Consider the following 18493-nt stretch of genomic DNA (forward strand, 5'->3'; position numbering starts at 1 on the left):
GTAACGGGCTGTCACCAGCCTACGACGACCGGCCGGAGTCCCGGACCCTCCGTCGCAATGCTGCGATCATCAGGAAACTTCGGCGGGAGCCGTGCCCTTGGCACGTGTCAGCCGTTGTTGCCTGTAAGGGGGATGTCGCGTCGGCTGCGAGGAGGCAGAAGAGCGATGCGCGTTGGGGCTTTTATCCTGGCCGCCCAGTTTCCGGGCCAGGGCGAGGGGGAGACACTGCACCGGGCCGTCCGGTCCGCCGAGGTGGCCGAGGAGGCCGGGCTCGACGACGTGTGGGTGGCCGAGCACCATTTCGTGCCGTACGGCATCTGTCCGTCGGCGGTGACCCTGGCAGCACAGCTGCTGGGGCGTACGCACCGCATCGGAGTCGGCACGGCCGTGAGCGTCCTGCCGACCGCGCATCCGGTCGCGGTCGGTGAGCAGGCGGCGCTGCTGCATCTGACGTCCGGCGGGCGGTTCACGCTCGGCGTCGGGCGGGGCGGGCCCTGGGTCGACCTGGAGGTCTTCGGGTGCGGCCTCGCGGCGTTCGAGGAAGGATTCCCGGAGTCCCTGGACCTGCTGCTGCGCTGGCTGCGCGAGCCGCGCGTCGGTGCGTCCGGCGGGCGGTACGCCTTCCGGGACGTGGCGGTAGTGCCGCGCCCCACCGAGGAGCCGGCCGGGCGGGACGGCCCGCCGGTCGTGGTGGCCTGCACTTCCACCCGCTCCGTGCGGCTGGCGGCCGAGCGCGGCCTGCCGATGCTGCTCGGGATGCACTCGGGGGACGAGGAAAAGGCCGAGATGGTCGACTGCTGGCGGCGCACGGCGCTGGCCGCGGGGCGGGATCCGGACGAGGTCGCGGCGGTCGGGCATGTCTCGGCGGGCGTGGTGCAGATCGCCGACGCCCGGCAGGACGCCAGGGAGACGCTGCTGAAGTCGATGCCCGGCTGGCTGCGCCAGGGGCTCGCGGCCCATGTCACGGTCGACGGCCGGCGCCGCGCCATGCGGGACCCGCTGGCCTATACCGAGCTGCTCTGCGGGCTGCACCCGGTCGGGACGCCGGAGGACTGTGCGGACCGGCTCGCCGCGACGGCGGAGAGGACGGGCATCAGGCGGCACGCACTGCTGGTGGAGGGGTCCGGCGACCTCGCCACGACGGAGGAGAACATCCGCCGGCTGGGCAAAGAGGTACTGCCGATGCTGCGCTGAATGCCGCTGTCCTGAGCGCGGCGAGTGCGACTGCCCTGAGCGCGCCGCTGCGCGGGGTGTGAACGAGAGGACCCCGGGGGCTGGGGGGTCCGGAGAGAGCCTTCATGTGCCCGACGGGCGGTCCGTCCGCCGACGGGGCCCGAGAGCCCCGCCGGCGGACCGTTACCGATGCCGCCGCTCGCGTACTGACGCCGCTCCGGCGTCACATCCCAAGCACGTCGGCGGCGGCAACTCCCATCAGCAGTCGCGCAGTTCGGGCGACTGGTTCAGCAGCTGGCCGCGCACGGAGGTGAAACGGGCCAGGCGGTCGTCCGCCGACGGGTCGAGCGGGAAGACCGCGACCCGGTGACAGTTCTGGAACGCCAGCCGCACGCCGAAGTGCCGTTCGAGCGACCCGCGTATCGCGTCACTCGCCAGTGCTCGCAGCAGTTGGCCGCGCGCCTGCTCGTCGGGCGGCGGGGTCAGGTTGTCGGCGAACTCCCCGCCGTCCACCTTCAGGCGGGCCACCAGCGAGCTGATCATCTCCCATGCATAGGGCAGAGAGGTCCGGACGCAGTCGACGAATGCGGCTTCGTCGACCTCGCCTCGCTCGGCCTGTTCGAGGAGGGCCGGTGAGACGTCGAGCGACATGAGGTTCTCCTCTCGCGGCTCCATAAGGGGCGGAGCCTCAGGGACAGTACGAGGGATCGCCACGCAGCGTGTCCGCGTCACGACCCCCCGCGTCAACGGTATTCCGCCTTTCTTGACCGCACCAGGAGATTGGGCACACAACCGGCCACGCGAACCCGCCGGAGCTGCGTTGGTTTCCCCCGCAACGTCGCCCCACGCCCGGACCCGGCGCCATACGTGTACACCGCGTACACCCATGGGCGAATCGCGTGGACCACCCGGCGTCGAGTAGCGTGGCGCACCATGCGTCTCGTCATCGCCCGCTGCTCCGTGGACTACGCCGGCCGGCTCACCGCCCACCTGCCCTCCGCTCCCCGTCTGATCCTGGTCAAGGCAGACGGCAGCGTCTCCATCCACGCTGACGACAGGGCCTACAAACCGCTCAACTGGATGTCCCCGCCGTGCACCCTCAAGGGCGGCGACGGCGACGTGTGGACCGTGGAGAACAAGGGCGGCGAGAAGCTCATCATCACGATGGAGGAGATCATGCACGACTCCTCCCACGAGCTCGGCGTGGACCCGGGTCTCATCAAGGACGGCGTGGAGGCACACCTCCAGGAGCTGCTCGCCGACCGGATCGACACGCTCGGCGAGGGGTACTCCCTGATTCGGCGTGAATACCCCACCGCGATCGGCCCGGTGGACATCCTGTGCCGGGATGCGGACGGTGCGACGGTCGCCGTGGAGATCAAGCGGCGCGGCGAGATCGACGGCGTCGAGCAGCTCACCCGTTACCTCGAACTCCTCAACCGTGACCCGCACTTGGCGCCGGTGAAGGGCGTGTTCGCGGCCCAGGAGATCAAGCCGCAGGCCCGGGTGCTGGCCACCGACCGCGGCATCGGCTGCGTCGTCCTGGACTACGACGCGCTGCGCGGCATCGAGGACGACAAGCTGCGGCTGTTCTGAGGCACTCCGCCGCCCCGTGCGTACGCACCGGCCCGCCCGCGAGACGTTCCGCGGGCGGGCCGGTGCTACATGTACGGACGTACGGGCCGGTCAGGCGGTCGGCTCAGCCGGGTCGGACGCGGTCCCGCTGCCCGTTCCGTCGCTCATCGGGCTGCTCGCGGACGGGTCGCCCTCGGACTGCGACGGGGAATCCGAGGTACCGGGCGTCGGCTCGGAGGTGGTCGGGTCCGGGTCCGGGGGCGGCATGCTCGGGTCCGTCGGCTCGGTGGGCGGTGTCGTCGGCGGCGTGGGCTTGCTCGTCGGCGGCTTGGTCGTGCCGCCGGTCGGCTTGCCGGTCGGCGCCGTCGGCTTGCCCGAGTCCGTCGGCTCGGTCGGCTGCGTGGAGCCGGGGCTGCCGGGCTTCGGGCTGGTGGCCGGGTCGTCGGGGCGTGCGCTGCCGGACGTGGCGGGCACGCCGGCCCCCGTGCCCGTACTGCTGTCCCAGGCGCCCGGGCCGGTCGCGTCGCGGGTCGGCTCGTCGGCGGTCAGGCCGTCGCTGTCCTTGCTCTCCTCGGCGGACTGGCCGGACTTGACCTTGTCCGCCGGGGCGTCGCCGCCGGAGGTGGCGCCGAGCGTGACGATCGTGCCGAGGACGGCGGCCAGCAGGGTGCCCGCGCCGGCCGCGGCCAGCTTGCGGCGCGCGCCGGTGAACCCCGCGGCGCGCTTCTTCTTCGCGCCCGCCGGACCCGCCGACCCCGCCGGACCCGCCGCGGTGACCACCGCGGGGGTCACCACGGTCGCCGCGACCTCGTCCACCTGCGGTATCGGCGTGGTGATGGCGGTCGGTGAGCCGGGCGGCGAGGCGGACTCGTCGGTCCCCGTGTGCGGGATCTCCTCGCCCGCCGCCGTCACCGCGGCCGCGGTGATCTCCGGGGACACGGGGACGCCGGTGCGGTCGGCGACCAGGGCGAGGGCGCGCCGCCCCGCGACGGCGCCGCGCCGGTCGGCGAGCGCGCCGCGCAGCCCGATGGACGCCTCCAGCTCGGCGCGCGCCTTGTCCAGGTGGCCCAGGCAGAGCGCGAGGACGCCCAACTCGTGGTGGAAGTACGCCTCTTCGCCGACCTCGCCGGCGACCCTGGCGGCCTCCTGGCCGTACCGCAGGCTGCGCTCCCAGGCGTTCCACTGCAGGGCAGCGGCGAACGCGGGGGCTGCCGTACGGGCGAGCAGCACGGCGGCGCTGGCGTGCCCGGACTCCCGGCTCGCGGTGAGCCGGGCCATCACGGCGAGCAGCGCGTCGGCCTCGGCGGCGGCCCGCTCGGGGGCGACCGAGTGGTGCCCGGCCCACCAGGAGTAGTGCTGGGCCGCCGCGTGCGCGTGGCCGGCCGCGCCCTCGGCGTACCCGGCGGCGGTGAGCTGGTCCAGTACGGTCGCCGCGAGGCGGTAGTGGGTGCCGGCCGGGCTGATCAGCCCGCAGGCCAGCAGATCGCCGAGGGCGGCGTCCGCGCGGGCGTCCTTGAAGAGCGCGGGCAGGTGGGTGGGGTGCGGGAGGTCGCCGCCGAGGGCGACGGCCAGCCGCAGCGCGTCCTGCGCGGCCGGCGAGAGCCGCTCCGCGATCATCGCGGCGAAGGAGGCGGCCTGGGGGATGCCGGGGAGCGGTGGCTGTGCCTCGCCCTCGTCGACGGCCGCGTCATCGGTCACGTCCGTACCGTCGGAGGACTCGGCGTCGTCCGCTGTGCCGTCCCCCGCAGCATCAGCGGCCGAGTCGGCGGCCGCCTCGGCGCTCCGCCGGTCGCGCTCCCGAAGGACCGCGCCCGCCTGCAGGAAGCGCAGCGGCAGCCCCTCGGACTCGAACCACAGGTCGCCCGCCCAGGCGGCCTCCTCGTCGGTCAGCGGCCGGCCCGCCGCCCGCTCCAGCAGCTCCTGGCAGGCGGCGCGGCCGAGGCCGGAGACGAAGACTTCTTCGATGTGCGAGGCGGCCGAGGGCGCGGGCACGTCGGGGGTGGCCGAGAGCAGGAAGGCGCACTCGGGGGTGGCACCCAGCAGCTCCTCCAGCGTGTCGCCGCCGAACTCCAGGTCGTCCACGACCACCACGGCGCCGACGCCGGCCAGCGCCGCGAGCAGTTCGGGGCGGCCGGGGCGGTAGTGCGGCGCGCGGTACACGGCGGCGAAGAGGTCGTACATCAGGTCGGTGGCCGTGCGGCGGTATCCGGAGAGCCGGACGACGCCGTCGGGCGCGAGGTCGGCACAGCCGGTGGCGACCGCGTCCAGCAGCCGGGTGCGGCCCGCGCCGGAGGGGCCGGTGAGGCGTACGGAGCGGCCGCGGGTGAGCAGCCGGGTCAGCCGCTCGGTCTCCTCCTGGCGCTCCAGCAGCGGGAGCCGGTCCACGGGGTGGCCGAGGCCGCCGGGCGGCACGGGCGGGGCGCTCAGCGCGCGGGCCCGCTCGGCGCGCTCCTTGGGCGAGTGCTTCTGCGGTGTGCCCGGCTCCTCGCCCGGCGGGGTGGGCTCGATCTCGCTGCCGTCGACGGGATTGACGGTCAGCAGATAGTCGCCGGTGACCAGCCGCGCGGTGCGGGCCGGGCCGTCCGGCACGAACTGCGGGCTGTCGGCGCCGGACGGCAGCGGGTCGGCAGGGTGGTCCTGCGCGCTGTGCTCCTCCGGCCGCCGGCCGTTGTGCGGATCCATGGACTCAAGCCCCCCAGATGCGTGGCGTGCCGACTGCTCCTCCGGCCGTCCGCACTCCCCGACCGGGCCGGGGCGGGTGGCCCCGGCCGCCGCTTCTGGTCCGGTGTCCGCCGCGGCCGCTCGGGGCGCGACGAGAACCGAACATTAAGCCTTCCGACAGTATCTACGATGCGCCGGGGCCCTGCCCTGACCGGTACGTCACGGATTCGTGAGGATCAGTGCCGTATGTACCGCTTGCGCCTCTCAGTTACCGGCGGCCGCGCGGTCCCCCGCAGGTCACGCGGGCCTCAGACGCGGGGCAGCGACTCCGCTTCGAGGCCGCCCTCAATGGCCAGAATGCGGTGCAACCGTGTGGCCACGAGCAGGCGCTGCATCTGGGGCGGCACCCCGCGCAGCACGAGCCTGCGGTTCACCCGGCCCGCGCGGCGGTGCGCTCCCATGATCACGCCGAGCCCGGTGGCATCCCAGGAATCCAGCTCGGTCAGGTCCAGCACGAGATCGCCGCAACCGGAGTCGACGGCGCTGTGCAGGGCCGTACGGGCGTCCGCCGCGCTGCGGACGTCGAGGCGGCCCCCGACGACCAGCTCGGCGTGGTCGCCCTTGATGTGCATATGCGCTCCCCGTGGTGATGCGAAAAATGTTTTTGCGTCTACAGAACTGACTGCCCCTCACGCGACGAAGTTGCCGCCTGTAAGCGAACCGATACCGAAATCACTCCCAGGAGTGACGGCTGAACGGGTGTGCCGCGGACCGGTTCCTCAGTGCTCGTAGAATCCCTGCCCGCTCTTGCGGCCGATATCTCCGGCGTCCACCATGCGGCGCATGAGCTCCGGCGGCGCGAACTTCTCGTCCTGCGATTCGGTGTAAATGTTCTCCGTGGCGTGCAGGAGGATGTCGACGCCGGTGAGGTCGGCGGTGGCCAGGGGGCCCATCGCGTGACCGAAGCCCAGCTTGCAGGCGGTGTCGATGTCCTCGGCGGTGGCCACGCCCGACTCGTACAGCTTCGCAGCCTCGACGACCAGCGCGGAGATCAGGCGCGTGGTGACAAAACCGGCCACATCACGGTTCACGACGATGCAGGTCTTGCCGACCGACTCGGCGAACTCCCGTGCCTTGGTGAGGGTTTCGTCGCTGGTCTTGTAACCGCGCACCAGCTCGCAGAGCTGCATCATCGGCACCGGCGAGAAGAAGTGCGTGCCCACGACCCGCTCGGGGCGGGCGGTGGCCGCCGCGATCTTGGTGATCGGGATGGCGGAGGTGTTGGAGGCCAGTACCGCGTCCTCGCGGACCAGCTTGTCCAGCGTCTGGAAGATCTCCCGCTTGACCTCGATCTTCTCGAAGACGGCTTCGACGACGATGTCGGCGTCGGCCGCCGCCTCCAGATCCGTGGTGGTGGTGATGCGGGCCAGCGCCTGCTCGGCGGCGGCCGCGTCCAGCTTGCCCTTGGCGACGAACTTCTCGTACGACGCCTCGATACCGGCCTTGCCGCGGGCCAGCGCGCCGTCGGTGACGTCCCGGAGGGTCACGTCCCAGCCCGCCTGGGCGGAGACCTGCGCGATACCGGACCCCATGAGTCCGGCCCCGATGACGGCGAGCTTCTTTGCCACTGAATGACCCCTCACACCTGTGCACTTCACGGCTTCTTCCGAGCGACGTTAGCGCTCGTTCGCCGCCTTTTGGAGACTTGGAGATGCGCGTCACGCCCGCCCGTCGCCCGACCACCGCCCCTCAACGAGGCCCTTCGGGCCGAAGCGCTGATTTTCCATGACGGACATCACACGAGCTCGCCCCTCAGGGGCCTCATGCGACGCCCCGTACCGCGTAATTGAGGATCCGTTCGCTCGGCGGACCCTCAACCATGACTTGCATCGTAGGCGGCTCGCCGTGACGGTCGGCACACGTGGCTTCCGGGAGGCCGGGGCATAACTACGCTGACGGAATGGTCAATCTGACGCGCATCTACACCCGCACCGGCGACCAGGGCACCACCGCCCTCGGCGACATGAGCCGGACCGCCAAGACCGATCTGCGGATCGCGGCCTACGCCGACGCCAACGAGGCCAACGCCGTCATCGGCAGCGCCATCGCCCTCGGCGACCTCTCCGAGGAGGTCGTCAAGGTCCTCGTCCGCGTCCAGAACGACCTCTTCGACGTGGGCGCCGACCTCTCGACGCCGGTCGTGGAGAACCCCGAGTTCCCGCCGCTGCGGGTCGAGCAGAGCTACATCGACAAGCTGGAGGCGGACTGCGACCGCTTCCTGGAGCCGCTGGAGAAGCTGCGCAGCTTCATCCTGCCCGGCGGCACGCCCGGCGCGGCCCTGCTGCACCAGGCGTGCACGGTCGTGCGCCGTGCCGAGCGGTCCACGTGGGCGGCCCTGGAGGTGCACGGCGAGACCATGAACGCGCTCACCGCTACCTACCTCAACCGCCTCTCCGACCTGCTGTTCATCCTCGCGCGGACCGCGAACAAGGAGCTCGGTGACGTGCTCTGGGTGCCGGGCGGCGAGCGCTGACCGCCAGGGCCCGGCGCTGATCAGGGCTTGGTCAGGGTCCGGGGCCGCTCCCCCGCGACGGCCCCGGACGGGTCCTGCCCGGTCTTCTTCGGCTGCTTGGGCCAGATCGTGTACGTGAGGGCGATCAGCCCGTGGATCCCCACGGCGCGGGCCACGCCGGTCTGCCACATCCGCAGGGACGCGGTGTCGCCGTCCCCGACGTACCAGACCGCGGCCTGCAGCAGTCCGGCCGCCACCGCCGCAGCCACCACCGTGCGCAGCCACAGCTTCCACTCGTGGACCGCGCGCGCCCGGCCGTAGCCGGGGCCCGGCGGCTTCGGGCCGCCCGCGAAGCGGTACGCGAACTGCCCGTCCGCCCACCGGATCGTGTAATGGCCGTAGGCCACCGTGAAGCCGATGTAGACCGCGGCCAGCCCGTGTTTCCAGTCCGCCTGCGCACCGTTGCGCAGGTCGAGCACCGTCACGACGAGCAGTACGAGCTCCAGCAGCGGCTCCGTCAGCAGTACGGCCGCCCCGGTGCGCGGCATCCGCGCCAGATAGCGCAGCGCCAGCCCCACGGCCAGCAGCACCCAGAACCCGACCTCGCACAGCACGACCAGCGTCACGATCACGGCGCGCTCCCTTCCCTCCCCTCCAGCCTCGCCGCCGCGTACGCCCCTTTCGTCGTCGCGCGTGACGATCCCGTACTGCATCCTTCGATGTACCCGGCGCCGGCGGCGGATCGTCGCCGATGGGGAGGTCCAGGGCGCCGCGGCGTTGTTGGATGGCCGGGTGAGCCCCTTCCACGCCCCCGGCCGCCCGCACCGCGACGACGTCCTCATCGCGGTCTCCGGCCTGCTCGGCGGCGTCCTGCTGTGGTTCCTGGGCCTGCACGGCGGCCCGCCGCTGTTCGGCCTGCCCGCGCGGCTCGCGCTGCTCGCCCTCGCCGCGATGGCCGGCGCCGAGCTGCTGCGCCGCACCGCGCCCGGTACGGCACTGGCCGTCGCCGTCGCCGCGCTCACCCTCGACGTGCTCACCGGCACGGTGATCGCCACCGTCCTGATGTTCACCGACGTGGTCTACGCGGCCGTCATGTACGGCTCCCCGGCCGCGGCCCGCCGCATCCCGCGCGCCTGCGTGCTGGCCACCGTCCTCGCCACGCTGCTGCCCGTCGCCCTGCTCCGCGACCCGCAGGCGCTGCTCATCGGCGTCGCCGTGGGCGTCGGCACGATCGGCCCGGCCTGGACCGCGGTCATCATTCGCAACCACCGCGAGGCCGCCCGGGCCGCCCGGCTGCGCGCCGAACAGACCGCGCTGCTGGCCGAACTGGACCGCCGCGAGGCGGTACTCGCCGAACGCGCCCGGATGGCCCGCGAGCTGCACGACATGGTCGCGAACCACCTCTCCGCCATCGCCCTGCACGCCACCGCCGCGCAGGCCCTCGACGAGCCCGCCGCCACCCGGGAGGCGCTCGGCGTCATCCGCGAGAACAGCGTGCAGGGCCTGGCGGAGATGCGCCGCCTGATCGGCCTGCTGCGGAACGCCGGCGGCCAGGAGACATCCGCCGCCACGCCCCGTCTCGACGCCCTGGACGCCCTCCTGGAGCGGGCCCGGGGCCACGGCACCGGCAGCGGCCTCACCTTCGCCCTCACGGACGACCGGCCGCCCGGCGGCCCGCCGCTCGCCGCGCCGGTGGAGCTCGCCGCGTACCGCATCGTCCAGGAGTCCGTGACCAACGCGCTCAAGCACGCGGCGCCCGGCGAGGTGACCGTACGCCTGAGCCGGTCCGACGGCGCCCTGTCCCTCGCCGTCACCAGCCCCTACGGCCGCCATCCCGGCCCGCGCGCGCCCGGCTCCGGCTCCGGACTGGTCGGGATGGGCGAACGGGCGGCGCTGCTGGGCGGCACGTTCGAGGCGGCACCCGACGGTGCCGTATGGCGCGTACGGGCGACCCTGCCCGCCGACGAGAAGGAGCAGACTCCATGACCGACCGCACCGACCGCACCGACCGCACCGACCGTCCGATCCGGGTCCTGGTCGCCGAGGACCAGTCGGCCGTCCGCGCGGGCCTGGTCCTCATCCTGCGCTCGGCGCCCGACATCGAGGTGGCGGGCGAGGCGGCCGACGGCGAGGAGGCGGTACGGCTGGCCGCCGCGCTCCGCCCCGACCTGGTGCTCATGGACGTACAGATGCCCCGGCTCGACGGCGTCTCGGCCACCCGGGAGATCACCGGGCAGGGGCTGGCCGACGTGCTGGTGCTGACCACGTTCGACCTGGACGAGTACGTCTTCGGGGCACTGCGGGCGGGCGCTGCCGGGTTCCTGCTCAAGACCAGTGACGCGGCGACGCTGCTGGCGGCGGTCCGTACGGTCGCGGCCGGGGAAGGGATCATCGCGCCTGCCGTCACCCGGCGGCTGATCGCGGAGTTCGCGGCGCCGCGTACGGCCGCCCCGGCCGCGGACACCGCGGCGCTCGACGTGCTCACGCCCCGGGAGCGCGAAGTGCTGGGCTGTCTCGGCGAAGGGCTGTCCAACGCGGACATCGCGGGGCGCCTGGAGATGGCGGAGGCCACGGTGAAGACACACGTCAGCCGGCTGCTCAGCAAGCTGGAGCTGCGCAGCCGGGTACAGGCCGCCGTGCTCGCCCAGGAGCTGGGCCTCGGGTCAGCCCGCCGCGGTGCCCACTGACGCGCGCCGGGCCCCGCTCCTGACGAAGCTCTCCGGAAAACACAAAACCCGGACAGTCGTCAGGCCACGTTGACCCTCTGTCCGGGTGGTGCCGCCTCCAGCCACGCGAGGAAGCCGGTGAGCGCGTCCTCGCTCATCGCCAGCTCCAGGCGCGTTCCGCGATGCCGGCAGGCGAGGACGAGGGAGTCGGAGAGCAGGGCGAGCTCTTCCTCGCCCTCCGGGCTGCGCCGCTCCAGCACCTCGATGGAGGCCCGCTCCAGGACGCGCCGCGGGCGTGGCGCATAGGAGAAGACCCGGAACCACTCGATGCGGTCGCCGTTGTACCGGGCCACACCGTAGATCCAGCCTTTGCCGCTGGGCTCGCCGTCCGGCGACGTGACGGCCGCCGCGGCGGGCACGTCCCAGCGCAGGCTGCAGTCGAACGTGCCGCCGGACCGCTGGATCAGCCGCCGTCGCAGTCCGAAGACGAAGAGCCCCAGTAGTACCAGGACGACGACCGCGGCGCTCACACACAGAGCGAGGACCATCTCCACCGACCTCCTCGCCTCGAATACGGGAAACGCACCTGCATCGGCTCAGCCGCGGACCGCTCTGGAGAATTCCAGCGCAGCCCGCGGCTGAGGGTAAAGCTCGTCTGTGACAGGGTTCAGTGAACGCCTGCCACCGCACGCAGCCGGACATCGGCGCGGCGCTCGGCGGCCGCGTCGGCCTCCGACTTCGCCCGCTCCAAGGCCCGCTCCGCGCGCTGGACATCGATCTCGTCCGACAGCTCGGCGATCTCCGCGAGCAGAGAAAGCTTGTTGTCGGCGAACGAGATGAAGCCGCCGTGCACCGCGGCGACGACCGTGCCGTCGCCGCTTTCGCCGGTCGTACGAATCGTCACCGGACCGGACTCCAGCACGCCGAGCAGCGGCTGGTGACCGGGCATGACGCCGATGTCGCCCGACGAGGTGCGCGCGACGACCAGGCTGGCCTCGCCGGACCAGACCTGACGGTCCGCGGCGACCAACTCGACGTGCAGCTCAGCCACGATGGCTCCTCGGGTCTCCACCTGCCGGGTACAGCAGATGTCGGGTCAAATACTAGTGGGCGTCGGGCCCGGGGGCGGCCACGGCCGCCCCCGGATCCGGAAGCCGGGGTCAGGAGACGCCCAGCTCCTTGGCGTTGGCCTTGAGGTCCTCCAGGCCACCGCACATGAAGAACGCCTGCTCGGGGAAGTGGTCGTACTCACCGTCGGCGATGGCGTTGAACGCGGCGATGGACTCGTCCAGCGACACGTCGGAGCCGTCGACACCGGTGAACTGCTTCGCCACGTGGGTGTTCTGCGACAGGAAGCGCTCGATACGACGGGCACGGTGGACGGTGAGCTTGTCCTCCTCGCCCAGCTCGTCGATACCGAGAATCGCGATGATGTCCTGCAGGTCCTTGTACTTCTGCAGGATCGTCTTCACACGCGAGGCGCAGTCGTAGTGCTCCTGCGTGATGTAGCGCGGGTCCAGGATGCGGGACGTCGAGTCCAGCGGGTCCACCGCCGGGTAGATGCCCTTCTCCGAGATCGGACGCGACAGAACCGTCGTGGCGTCCAGGTGCGCGAAGGTGGTGGCCGGCGCCGGGTCGGTCAGGTCGTCCGCGGGGACGTAGATCGCCTGCATCGAGGTGATCGAGTGACCACGGGTCGAGGTGATGCGCTCCTGCAGGAGGCCCATCTCGTCCGCCAGGTTCGGCTGGTAACCCACCGCGGAGGGCATGCGGCCCAGCAGGGTGGACACCTCGGAACCCGCCTGGGTGTACCGGAAGATGTTGTCGATGAAGAAGAGGACGTCCTGCTTCTGGACGTCACGGAAGTACTCCGCCATCGTCAGACCGGCCAGCGCGACCCGCAGACGGGTGCCCGGGGGCTCGTCCATCTGACCGAAGACCAGCGCGGTCTTGTCGATGACGCCGGACTCCGTCATCTCCTCGATGAGGTCGTTGCCCTCACGGGTACGCTCACCGACGCCCGCGAACACCGACACACCGTCGTGGTTGTTGGCGACGCGGTAGATCATTTCCTGGATCAGAACGGTCTTGCCGACACCGGCACCACCGAACAGACCGATCTTGCCGCCCTTGACGTACGGGGTCAGCAGGTCGATGACCTTGACGCCGGTCTCGAACATCTCGGTCTTGGACTCGAGCTGGTCGAAGCCGGGGGCCTTGCGGTGGATGGGCCAGCGCTCGGTGACCTCGGAAGCCGCCTCCGGCTTGTTGAGGATCTCGCCGAGGGTGTTGAACACCTTGCCCTTGGTGACGTCGCCGACGGGGACGGTGATGCCCTCGCCCGTGTCGGTCACCGCGGCCTGGCGGACCAGACCGTCGGTGGGCTGCATCGAGATCGCGCGGACCAGGCCGTCGCCCAGGTGCTGGGCGACCTCGAGGGTCAGCGTCTTCTTGGCGCCGGCCTCGGCCGGGTCGGCGACCTCGACGGTCAGCGCGTTGTAGATCTCCGGCATCGCGTCGACGGGGAACTCCACGTCGACGACCGGGCCGATGACCCGGGCGACGCGGCCCGTGGCGGCGGCCGTCTCAACAGTGGTCGTCATTACTTGTCACTCCCCGCGGTCGCGTCGGCCAGGGCGCTGGCGCCACCGACGATCTCGCTGATTTCCTGGGTGATTTCGGCCTGTCGGGCCGCGTTGGCAAGCCGCGAGAGCGACTTGATGAGCTCTTCCGCGTTGTCGGTCGCCGACTTCATCGCACGCCGGGTGGCGGCGTGCTTGGAGGCGGCGGCCTGCAGCAGCGCGTTGTAGATGCGCGACTCGACGTACCGCGGCAGCAGGGCGTCCAGGACGTCCTCCGCCGACGGCTCGAAGTCGAACAGCGGCAGCAGCTCGGTCTTGGACGTCTCTTGCTCGTCCGCCGAAGCGTCGAGGCTGAGCGGCAGCAGCCGGTTGTCGACCGGCGTCTGCGTCATCATCGACACGAACTCGGTGAAGACGATGTGGAGCTCGTCCACGCCGCCCTCGGCCGTGTCCCGCTGTACGGCCTCGATGAGGGGCGCTGCGACCGCCTTGGCGTCCGCGTACGTCGGGCTGTCGGTGAAGCCGGTCCACGAATCCACGACCTTGCGCTCGCGGAAGGCGTAGTACGACACACCCTTGCGGCCGACGATGTAGGCGTCGACCTCCTTGCCCTCGGCCTTGAGCCGCTCGGTGAGCTGCTCGGCGGCCTTGATGGCGTTGGAGGAGTAGCCGCCCGCGAGACCGCGGTCGCTCGTGATGAGCAGGATCGCGGCCCGGGTCGGGTTCTCCACCTCGGTCGTCAGGGCGTGCTTGGTGTTCGAGCCGGTCGCAACCGCCGTCACCGCGCGGGTCAGTTCACTCGCGTACGGCGTCGATGCCGCCACCTGGCGCTGCGCCTTGACGATGCGCGAGGCGGCGATCATCTCCATCGCCTTGGTGATCTTCTTGGTCGCGGTGACGGAGCGGATGCGACGCTTGTAGACCCGGAGCTTGGCTCCCATGGATCAGGTCCCTTCCGTCGTCACTTGCCGGCGCCCGGAGCGTCCTCGCCGAGCAGCTTGCCGTCCGAGGTCTCGAACTGCTGCTTGAAGGTGGCGACCGAGTCGGTGAGGGCCTGGATGGTGTCGTCGGACATCTTCCCGCCCTCGACGATGCCGGTGAGCAGTTCCTTCTTCTCGCGGCCCATCCAGTCGAGCAGCTCGCGCTCGAAGCGGCGGATGTCCTCCACCGGGACGTCGTCCATCTTGCCGGTGGTACCGGCCCAGATGGAGACGACCTGCTCCTCGACGGGCATCGGCTGGTACTGACCCTGCTTGAGCAGCTCGGTCATGCGCTGACCGCGGGCCAGCTGCGCCTTGGAGGCCGCGTCCAGGTCGGAACCGAAGGCGGCGAACGCCTCCAGCTCACGGAACTGGGCGAGGTCCACACGGAGGCGGCCGGAGACCTGCTTCATGGCCTTGTGCTGGGCGGAGCCACCGACTCGGGAGACCGAGATACCGACGTTCAGCGCCGGGCGCTGGCCCGCGTTGAACAGGTCGGACTCCAGGAAGCACTGGCCGTCGGTGATGGAGATGACGTTGGTCGGAATGAACGCCGACACGTCGTTCGCCTTGGTCTCGACGATCGGCAGACCGGTCATCGAGCCGGCGCCCATGTCGTCCGACAGCTTCGCGCAGCGCTCCAGCAGACGCGAGTGCAGGTAGAAGACGTCGCCCGGGTAGGCCTCACGGCCCGGCGGACGGCGCAGCAGCAGCGACACGGCACGGTAGGCGTCGGCCTGCTTCGACAGGTCGTCGAAGATGATCAGGACGTGCTTGCCCTGGTACATCCAGTGCTGGCCGATGGCCGAGCCGGTGTAGGGGGCGAGGTACTTGAAGCCGGCCGGGTCGGACGCCGGAGCCGCGACGATCGTCGTGTACTCCAGGGCGCCGGCCTCCTCCAGGGCGCCGCGCACGGACGCGATGGTGGAGCCCTTCTGGCCGACCGCGACGTAGATGCAGCGGACCTGCTTCTTCGGGTCGCCCGAGCGCCAGTTGTCGCGCTGGTTGATGATGGTGTCGACGGCCAGCGCGGTCTTACCGGTCTGGCGGTCGCCGATGATCAGCTGACGCTGACCGCGGCCGATCGGCACCATCGAGTCGACGGCCTTGTAGCCGGTCTGCATCGGCTCGTGGACCGACTTACGGACCATGACGCCCGGAGCCTGCAGCTCCAGGGCGCGGCGGCCCTCGGACTCGATCTCGCCGAGGCCGTCGATCGGGTTGCCCAGCGGGTCGACGACGCGGCCGAGGTAGCCCTCGCCCACGGCGACCGAGAGCACCTCACCGGTGCGCTGCACCGGCTGGCCCTCCTCGATACCGCTGAACTCACCGAGGACAACCGCACCGATCTCGCGCTCTTCGAGGTTCAGCGCGAGGCCGAGGGTGCCGTCCTCGAACTTCAGCAGTTCGTTCGCCATCGCCGAGGGAAGTCCCTCGACCTTCGCGATGCCGTCACCGGCCTCGCTGACCGTCCCGACCTCCTCGCGCGAGGCCGCGTCCGGCTTGTACGCCTGGACAAAGTTCTCCAGCGCGTCCCGGATCTCCTCCGGCCGGATCGTGAGCTCCGCCATCTGGGTTCCCTGCTCTCCTTGTTGGGCCCGAAGTCTTGTTGCGGGGCATGGGCTCCCCCGCCGCAGGCAGAGGGCGGGTTCGCCCCCTGTTGCTGTTCCCTGCGTTACGGCCCAACTCGGGCCGCTGCTCATGCTGTTGAGTTGGTTGGCTGCCTCAGCCGGCCATCCGCCGCGACGCCTCGTCCAGGCGCTCGGAGATGGTCCCGTTGATGACCTCGTCACCGATGCGCACCTGCACGCCGCCGAGGACCTCGGGGTCCACGTCGAGGTTGAGGTGGACCCGCCGGCCGTACAGCGAGGCGAGTGCGGCGCCCAGGCGCTGCTTCTGCGTCTCGCTGATCGGCACCGCGGAGGTGACCACCGCGACCAGCCGGTCCCGGCGGTGCGCGGCGAGCTTGGACAGGGCGTCCAGCCCTGCATCCAGGCTACGGCCCCGCGGCTGTGCGACGAGTCGGACGACCAGCCGCTCGGTGACCGCGTTGGCGCGGCCGCCCAGCAGCGAGCGGATCAGCCCGGCCTTGGCCGCGTTGTCCGCCCGGCGGTCGACCAGTGCGGAGCGCAGCTCGGGCGAGGAGGACACGATCCGGCCGAACCGGAACAGCTCGTCCTCCACGTCGTCGAGCGCACCGGACCGCTGCGCGGCGACGAGGTCGGCGCTGTACGCCAGCTCCTCGATGCCGTCCACCAGGTCACGCGACTGCGACCAGCGGGAGCGGACCATGCCGGAGACCAGATCAACGGTCTCGCCGCCGACCTGGCCGCCCAGCAGGCGCCCGGCCAGCTCGGCCTTGGCCTCGCCGGCCTGCGCCGGGTCGGTGAGGACCCGACGCAGCGACACCTCGCGGTCGAGCAGCGCGGTAACGGCAGCCAGCTCCTCGGCGAGCTTCGCCGCGTCGACGGTCGCGTTGTCCGTCAGCGCGTCGAGACGCTCGCGTGCGGAGGCCAGTGCCTCGCGGCTCGCTCCATTCATCGGCCGGCCTCGGCCTTCGCCGAGTCGGTCGCCGCCTTCGCCTCGAGCTCGTCGAGGAAGCGGTCGATCGTGCGGCTCTGCCGGGCGTGGTCCTCGAGGGACTCACCGACGAGCTTGCCGGCCAGGTCGGTGGCGAGCTTGCCCACGTCCTGACGCAGCGCCTGCGCGGCCTGCTTCCGGTCCGCCTCGATCTGGGCGTGACCGGCGGCGATGATCTCCTCGCGCTGCCGCTGGCCTTCCGCGCGCATCTCGGCGATGAGCGCGGCACCCTGCTCCTGCGCCTCCTGGCGCAGACGCGCGGCCTCGTGGCGGGCGTCGGCGAGCTGGGCCCGGTAGTCCTCCAGGACCTGCTGGGCCTCGGCCTGCGCGGCCTCCGCCTTCTCCATCCCGCCTTCGATCGCCGCGCGGCGCTCGTCCAGAACCTTGTTGATGTTCGGGAGGAGCTTCTTGGCGAGGAAGCCGAAGACGATGAAGAAGGCGACCAGGCCGATGACAAGCTCTGGGATCGGCGGAATGAGGGGGTTCTGGGGAACCTCCACCTCATTCGCCAGGGTGACCAGGGCGTTCACATCAATGCCTTCCGTCTAAGGGGTTCGTCGATGTGGCTCGGTTTACTTGTAAACGAAGCCCATGACGATGCCGATCAGGGCGAGCGCCTCACAGAAGGCGAAACCCATGATCTGGTTGGTGCGGATCAGGCCGGCGGCCTCGGGCTGACGGGCCAGCGCCTGGGTGCCGTTACCGAAGATGATGCCGACGCCGACGCCGGGGCCGATGGCGGCCAGGCCGTAACCGATCGCGCTGGCGCTGCCGGTGAACGCTTCGGCGGAGGCGAGGGTCTGGAGAGCGGACATGCCGGTTCTTCCTTCTCTTTCAAGGACCGGTGGGGGTTGGCCACCGGACGACTGTGGATTGGGGGAGACGGGGGCTCAGTGGTGCTCGGCGAGCGCGCCCTGGACGTAGTTGCAGGCCAGCAGCACGAAGACGTACGCCTGGACGGCCTGGATGAACAGCTCGAAGGCGGTCATCACGATGGTCATCACGAAGGAGGCGCCCGCGTAGACGAAGCCGACGCCGTTCGCCAGGTAGAAGCTGGCGATGGTGAACATCACGATCAGCATGTGGCCCGCGAACATGTTCGCGAAGAGCCGGACCGCGTGGGTGAAGGGGCGGATGATCAGGTTCGAGAAGAACTCGATGACCATCAGCAGCGGCAGCACCGCACCGAGCGACTTGTCGTAGCCGGTGATGTTCTTCCAGCCGCCAACGAAGCCCTGCTTCTTGAAGGTGAGGAACACCCACAGGACCCAGACCATGATGGCGAGTCCGGCGGGGAAGGCGATGACCGATGTCACCGGGAACTGGGCGAGCGGAATGATCGACCAGATGTTCATGACCCACACGAAGAAGAAGAGCGACACCATGAAGGGGACGTACTTCTCGCCCTCCTTCTTGCCGAGCGCGTCGTACACGAGCCCACGGCGCACGAAGTCGTAACCCGCTTCGGCGATCATCTGCATCTTGCCCGGCACGACCTTCGCCCGGCCGAAAGCAGCCCAGAAGAACCACACCACGACGACGGTGCTGACCAGGGCCAGCAGCATCGGCTTGTTGAAGTTGAAGCTGCCGATCGAGAAGAGCGGCTCGAAGACGAACGAGTGCAGGCCGGGAGCCTCGAAGCCACACCCTGGAATGAAGAGGTGACACTCGGTGTTAAAGGCGAGCGTATTCATGTCAGCACTCACCGCGAGCTCCTTCAGCGTGGCGCATAGGTACGGCAACCTCGTTGTGTCGGCGCGGCGT

The 18493-nt window shown here is 70.9% G+C and carries 19 protein-coding genes; 5 read left to right on the forward strand and 14 right to left on the reverse strand.

Translation table 11 applies throughout. The features are described 5' to 3' along the window. Nucleotides 1-165 precede the first annotated feature (165 nt). The gene (locus IF04_RS0118565) at nucleotides 166-1194 is read left to right on the forward strand and encodes an LLM class flavin-dependent oxidoreductase (protein ID WP_030258479.1); all 1029 of its coding nucleotides are present in this window, start codon (nucleotides 166-168) and stop codon (nucleotides 1192-1194) included. A 237-nt stretch (nucleotides 1195-1431) separates the two neighbouring features. Here IF04_RS0118565 and IF04_RS0118570 read toward each other — a convergent pair whose 3' ends face one another. Next, the gene (locus IF04_RS0118570; protein WP_030258482.1) at nucleotides 1432-1824 is read right to left on the reverse strand and encodes an SCO5389 family protein; all 393 of its coding nucleotides are present in this window, start codon (nucleotides 1822-1824) and stop codon (nucleotides 1432-1434) included. 282 nt (nucleotides 1825-2106) lie between these two features. Here IF04_RS0118570 and nucS point away from each other — a divergent pair, with 282 nt between their 5' ends. After that, entirely contained in the window at nucleotides 2107-2769 is a 663-nt protein-coding gene (nucS, locus tag IF04_RS0118575) for an endonuclease NucS (protein ID WP_030258485.1), read from the forward strand. 90 nt (nucleotides 2770-2859) lie between these two features. Here nucS and IF04_RS0118580 read toward each other — a convergent pair whose 3' ends face one another. The 3 genes from IF04_RS0118580 to IF04_RS0118590 all read right to left on the reverse strand — a co-directional run bounded on the left by IF04_RS0118580 (nucleotide 2860) and on the right by IF04_RS0118590 (nucleotide 7037). Continuing rightward, entirely contained in the window at nucleotides 2860-5430 is a 2571-nt protein-coding gene (locus tag IF04_RS0118580; protein WP_030258487.1) for an ATPase AAA, read from the reverse strand. 287 nt (nucleotides 5431-5717) lie between these two features. Then, on the reverse strand, nucleotides 5718-6041 hold the full coding sequence (locus IF04_RS0118585; RefSeq protein WP_030258489.1) for an STAS domain-containing protein: 324 nt from the start codon (nucleotides 6039-6041) through the stop codon (nucleotides 5718-5720). Between the two features lie 147 nt (nucleotides 6042-6188). After that, nucleotides 6189-7037 (reverse strand): 3-hydroxyacyl-CoA dehydrogenase family protein, encoded by an 849-nt coding sequence (locus IF04_RS0118590; RefSeq protein WP_030258491.1) that lies wholly within the window; start codon nucleotides 7035-7037, stop codon nucleotides 6189-6191. 332 nt (nucleotides 7038-7369) lie between these two features. On the opposite strand from IF04_RS0118590, the gene IF04_RS0118595 reads away from it, so the two are divergent. Beyond that, nucleotides 7370-7942 carry a cob(I)yrinic acid a,c-diamide adenosyltransferase gene (locus tag IF04_RS0118595; RefSeq protein WP_030258495.1) on the forward strand — a complete coding sequence of 191 codons (573 nt, stop codon included), beginning with the start codon at nucleotides 7370-7372 and terminating at the stop codon, nucleotides 7940-7942. Between the two features lie 20 nt (nucleotides 7943-7962). Here IF04_RS0118595 and IF04_RS0118600 read toward each other — a convergent pair whose 3' ends face one another. Beyond that, nucleotides 7963-8553, reverse strand: a complete 591-nt coding sequence (locus IF04_RS0118600) for a hypothetical protein (RefSeq protein WP_030258499.1) — start codon at nucleotides 8551-8553, stop codon at nucleotides 7963-7965. 148 nt (nucleotides 8554-8701) lie between these two features. Between IF04_RS0118600 and IF04_RS0118605 the strand changes: the two genes are divergently transcribed. Further along, on the forward strand, nucleotides 8702-9907 hold the full coding sequence (locus IF04_RS0118605) for a sensor histidine kinase (RefSeq protein WP_051831356.1): 1206 nt from the start codon (nucleotides 8702-8704) through the stop codon (nucleotides 9905-9907). Next, nucleotides 9904-10608 (forward strand): response regulator, encoded by a 705-nt coding sequence (locus tag IF04_RS0118610; RefSeq protein WP_051831357.1) that lies wholly within the window; start codon nucleotides 9904-9906, stop codon nucleotides 10606-10608. The genes IF04_RS0118605 and IF04_RS0118610 overlap by 4 nt, the downstream gene beginning before the upstream one ends. A 59-nt stretch (nucleotides 10609-10667) precedes the next feature. Here the strand turns inward: IF04_RS0118610 and IF04_RS0118615 are convergent, their stop codons facing one another. The 9 genes from IF04_RS0118615 to atpB form a co-directional block, all read right to left on the reverse strand. Next, nucleotides 10668-11135 (reverse strand): DUF2550 domain-containing protein, encoded by a 468-nt coding sequence (locus IF04_RS0118615; protein ID WP_030258508.1) that lies wholly within the window; start codon nucleotides 11133-11135, stop codon nucleotides 10668-10670. 119 nt (nucleotides 11136-11254) lie between these two features. Further along, on the reverse strand, nucleotides 11255-11638 hold the full coding sequence (locus IF04_RS0118620) for a F0F1 ATP synthase subunit epsilon (protein WP_030258514.1): 384 nt from the start codon (nucleotides 11636-11638) through the stop codon (nucleotides 11255-11257). 109 nt (nucleotides 11639-11747) lie between these two features. Further along, a complete protein-coding gene (gene atpD / locus IF04_RS0118625; RefSeq protein ID WP_030258517.1) occupies nucleotides 11748-13190 on the reverse strand; it encodes a F0F1 ATP synthase subunit beta in 1443 nt (480 codons plus the stop codon). Continuing rightward, nucleotides 13190-14110: a F0F1 ATP synthase subunit gamma gene (locus tag IF04_RS0118630; protein ID WP_030258520.1), complete on the reverse strand. Its 921-nt coding sequence runs from the start codon at nucleotides 14108-14110 to the stop codon at nucleotides 13190-13192. Before IF04_RS0118630 ends, atpD begins: the two co-directional genes overlap by 1 nt. Nucleotides 14111-14130: 20 nt before the next feature. Further along, nucleotides 14131-15720 carry a F0F1 ATP synthase subunit alpha gene (atpA, locus tag IF04_RS0118635; protein WP_030258522.1) on the reverse strand — a complete coding sequence of 530 codons (1590 nt, stop codon included), beginning with the start codon at nucleotides 15718-15720 and terminating at the stop codon, nucleotides 14131-14133. A gap of 154 nt (nucleotides 15721-15874) precedes the next feature. Continuing rightward, nucleotides 15875-16690 (reverse strand): F0F1 ATP synthase subunit delta, encoded by an 816-nt coding sequence (locus IF04_RS0118640; RefSeq protein ID WP_030258525.1) that lies wholly within the window; start codon nucleotides 16688-16690, stop codon nucleotides 15875-15877. Then, nucleotides 16687-17259: a F0F1 ATP synthase subunit B gene (locus IF04_RS0118645; RefSeq protein WP_030258530.1), complete on the reverse strand. Its 573-nt coding sequence runs from the start codon at nucleotides 17257-17259 to the stop codon at nucleotides 16687-16689. Before IF04_RS0118645 ends, IF04_RS0118640 begins: the two co-directional genes overlap by 4 nt. Nucleotides 17260-17301: 42 nt before the next feature. Continuing rightward, a complete protein-coding gene (gene atpE / locus IF04_RS0118650; RefSeq protein WP_030258535.1) occupies nucleotides 17302-17544 on the reverse strand; it encodes an ATP synthase F0 subunit C in 243 nt (80 codons plus the stop codon). A 75-nt stretch (nucleotides 17545-17619) separates the two neighbouring features. Next, nucleotides 17620-18435: a F0F1 ATP synthase subunit A gene (gene atpB, locus IF04_RS0118655; protein ID WP_030258541.1), complete on the reverse strand. Its 816-nt coding sequence runs from the start codon at nucleotides 18433-18435 to the stop codon at nucleotides 17620-17622. Nucleotides 18436-18493 lie beyond the last annotated feature (58 nt).

Origin of the sequence: Streptomyces violens (assembly GCF_000717745.1) — a bacterium.
GTDB lineage: Bacteria > Actinomycetota > Actinomycetes > Streptomycetales > Streptomycetaceae > Streptomyces > Streptomyces violens.

Bases quoted from the DNA above. Each gene is read 5' to 3' on its own strand.
- IF04_RS0118565 (WP_030258479.1), top strand. From the start codon at position 166: ATGCGCGTTGGGGCTTTTATCCTGGCCGCCCAGTTTCCGGGCCAGGGC.
- IF04_RS0118570 (WP_030258482.1), bottom strand. From the start codon at position 1,824: ATGTCGCTCGACGTCTCACCGGCCCTCCTCGAACAGGCCGAGCGAGGC.
- nucS (WP_030258485.1), top strand. From the start codon at position 2,107: ATGCGTCTCGTCATCGCCCGCTGCTCCGTGGACTACGCCGGCCGGCTC.
- IF04_RS0118580 (WP_030258487.1), bottom strand. From the start codon at position 5,430: ATGGATCCGCACAACGGCCGGCGGCCGGAGGAGCACAGCGCGCAGGAC.
- IF04_RS0118585 (WP_030258489.1), bottom strand. From the start codon at position 6,041: ATGCACATCAAGGGCGACCACGCCGAGCTGGTCGTCGGGGGCCGCCTC.
- IF04_RS0118595 (WP_030258495.1), top strand. From the start codon at position 7,370: ATGGTCAATCTGACGCGCATCTACACCCGCACCGGCGACCAGGGCACC.
- IF04_RS0118610 (WP_051831357.1), top strand. From the start codon at position 9,904: ATGACCGACCGCACCGACCGCACCGACCGCACCGACCGTCCGATCCGG.
- IF04_RS0118615 (WP_030258508.1), bottom strand. From the start codon at position 11,135: ATGGTCCTCGCTCTGTGTGTGAGCGCCGCGGTCGTCGTCCTGGTACTA.
- atpD (WP_030258517.1), bottom strand. From the start codon at position 13,190: ATGACGACCACTGTTGAGACGGCCGCCGCCACGGGCCGCGTCGCCCGG.
- IF04_RS0118630 (WP_030258520.1), bottom strand. From the start codon at position 14,110: ATGGGAGCCAAGCTCCGGGTCTACAAGCGTCGCATCCGCTCCGTCACC.
- atpA (WP_030258522.1), bottom strand. From the start codon at position 15,720: ATGGCGGAGCTCACGATCCGGCCGGAGGAGATCCGGGACGCGCTGGAG.
- IF04_RS0118640 (WP_030258525.1), bottom strand. From the start codon at position 16,690: ATGAATGGAGCGAGCCGCGAGGCACTGGCCTCCGCACGCGAGCGTCTC.
- atpE (WP_030258535.1), bottom strand. From the start codon at position 17,544: ATGTCCGCTCTCCAGACCCTCGCCTCCGCCGAAGCGTTCACCGGCAGC.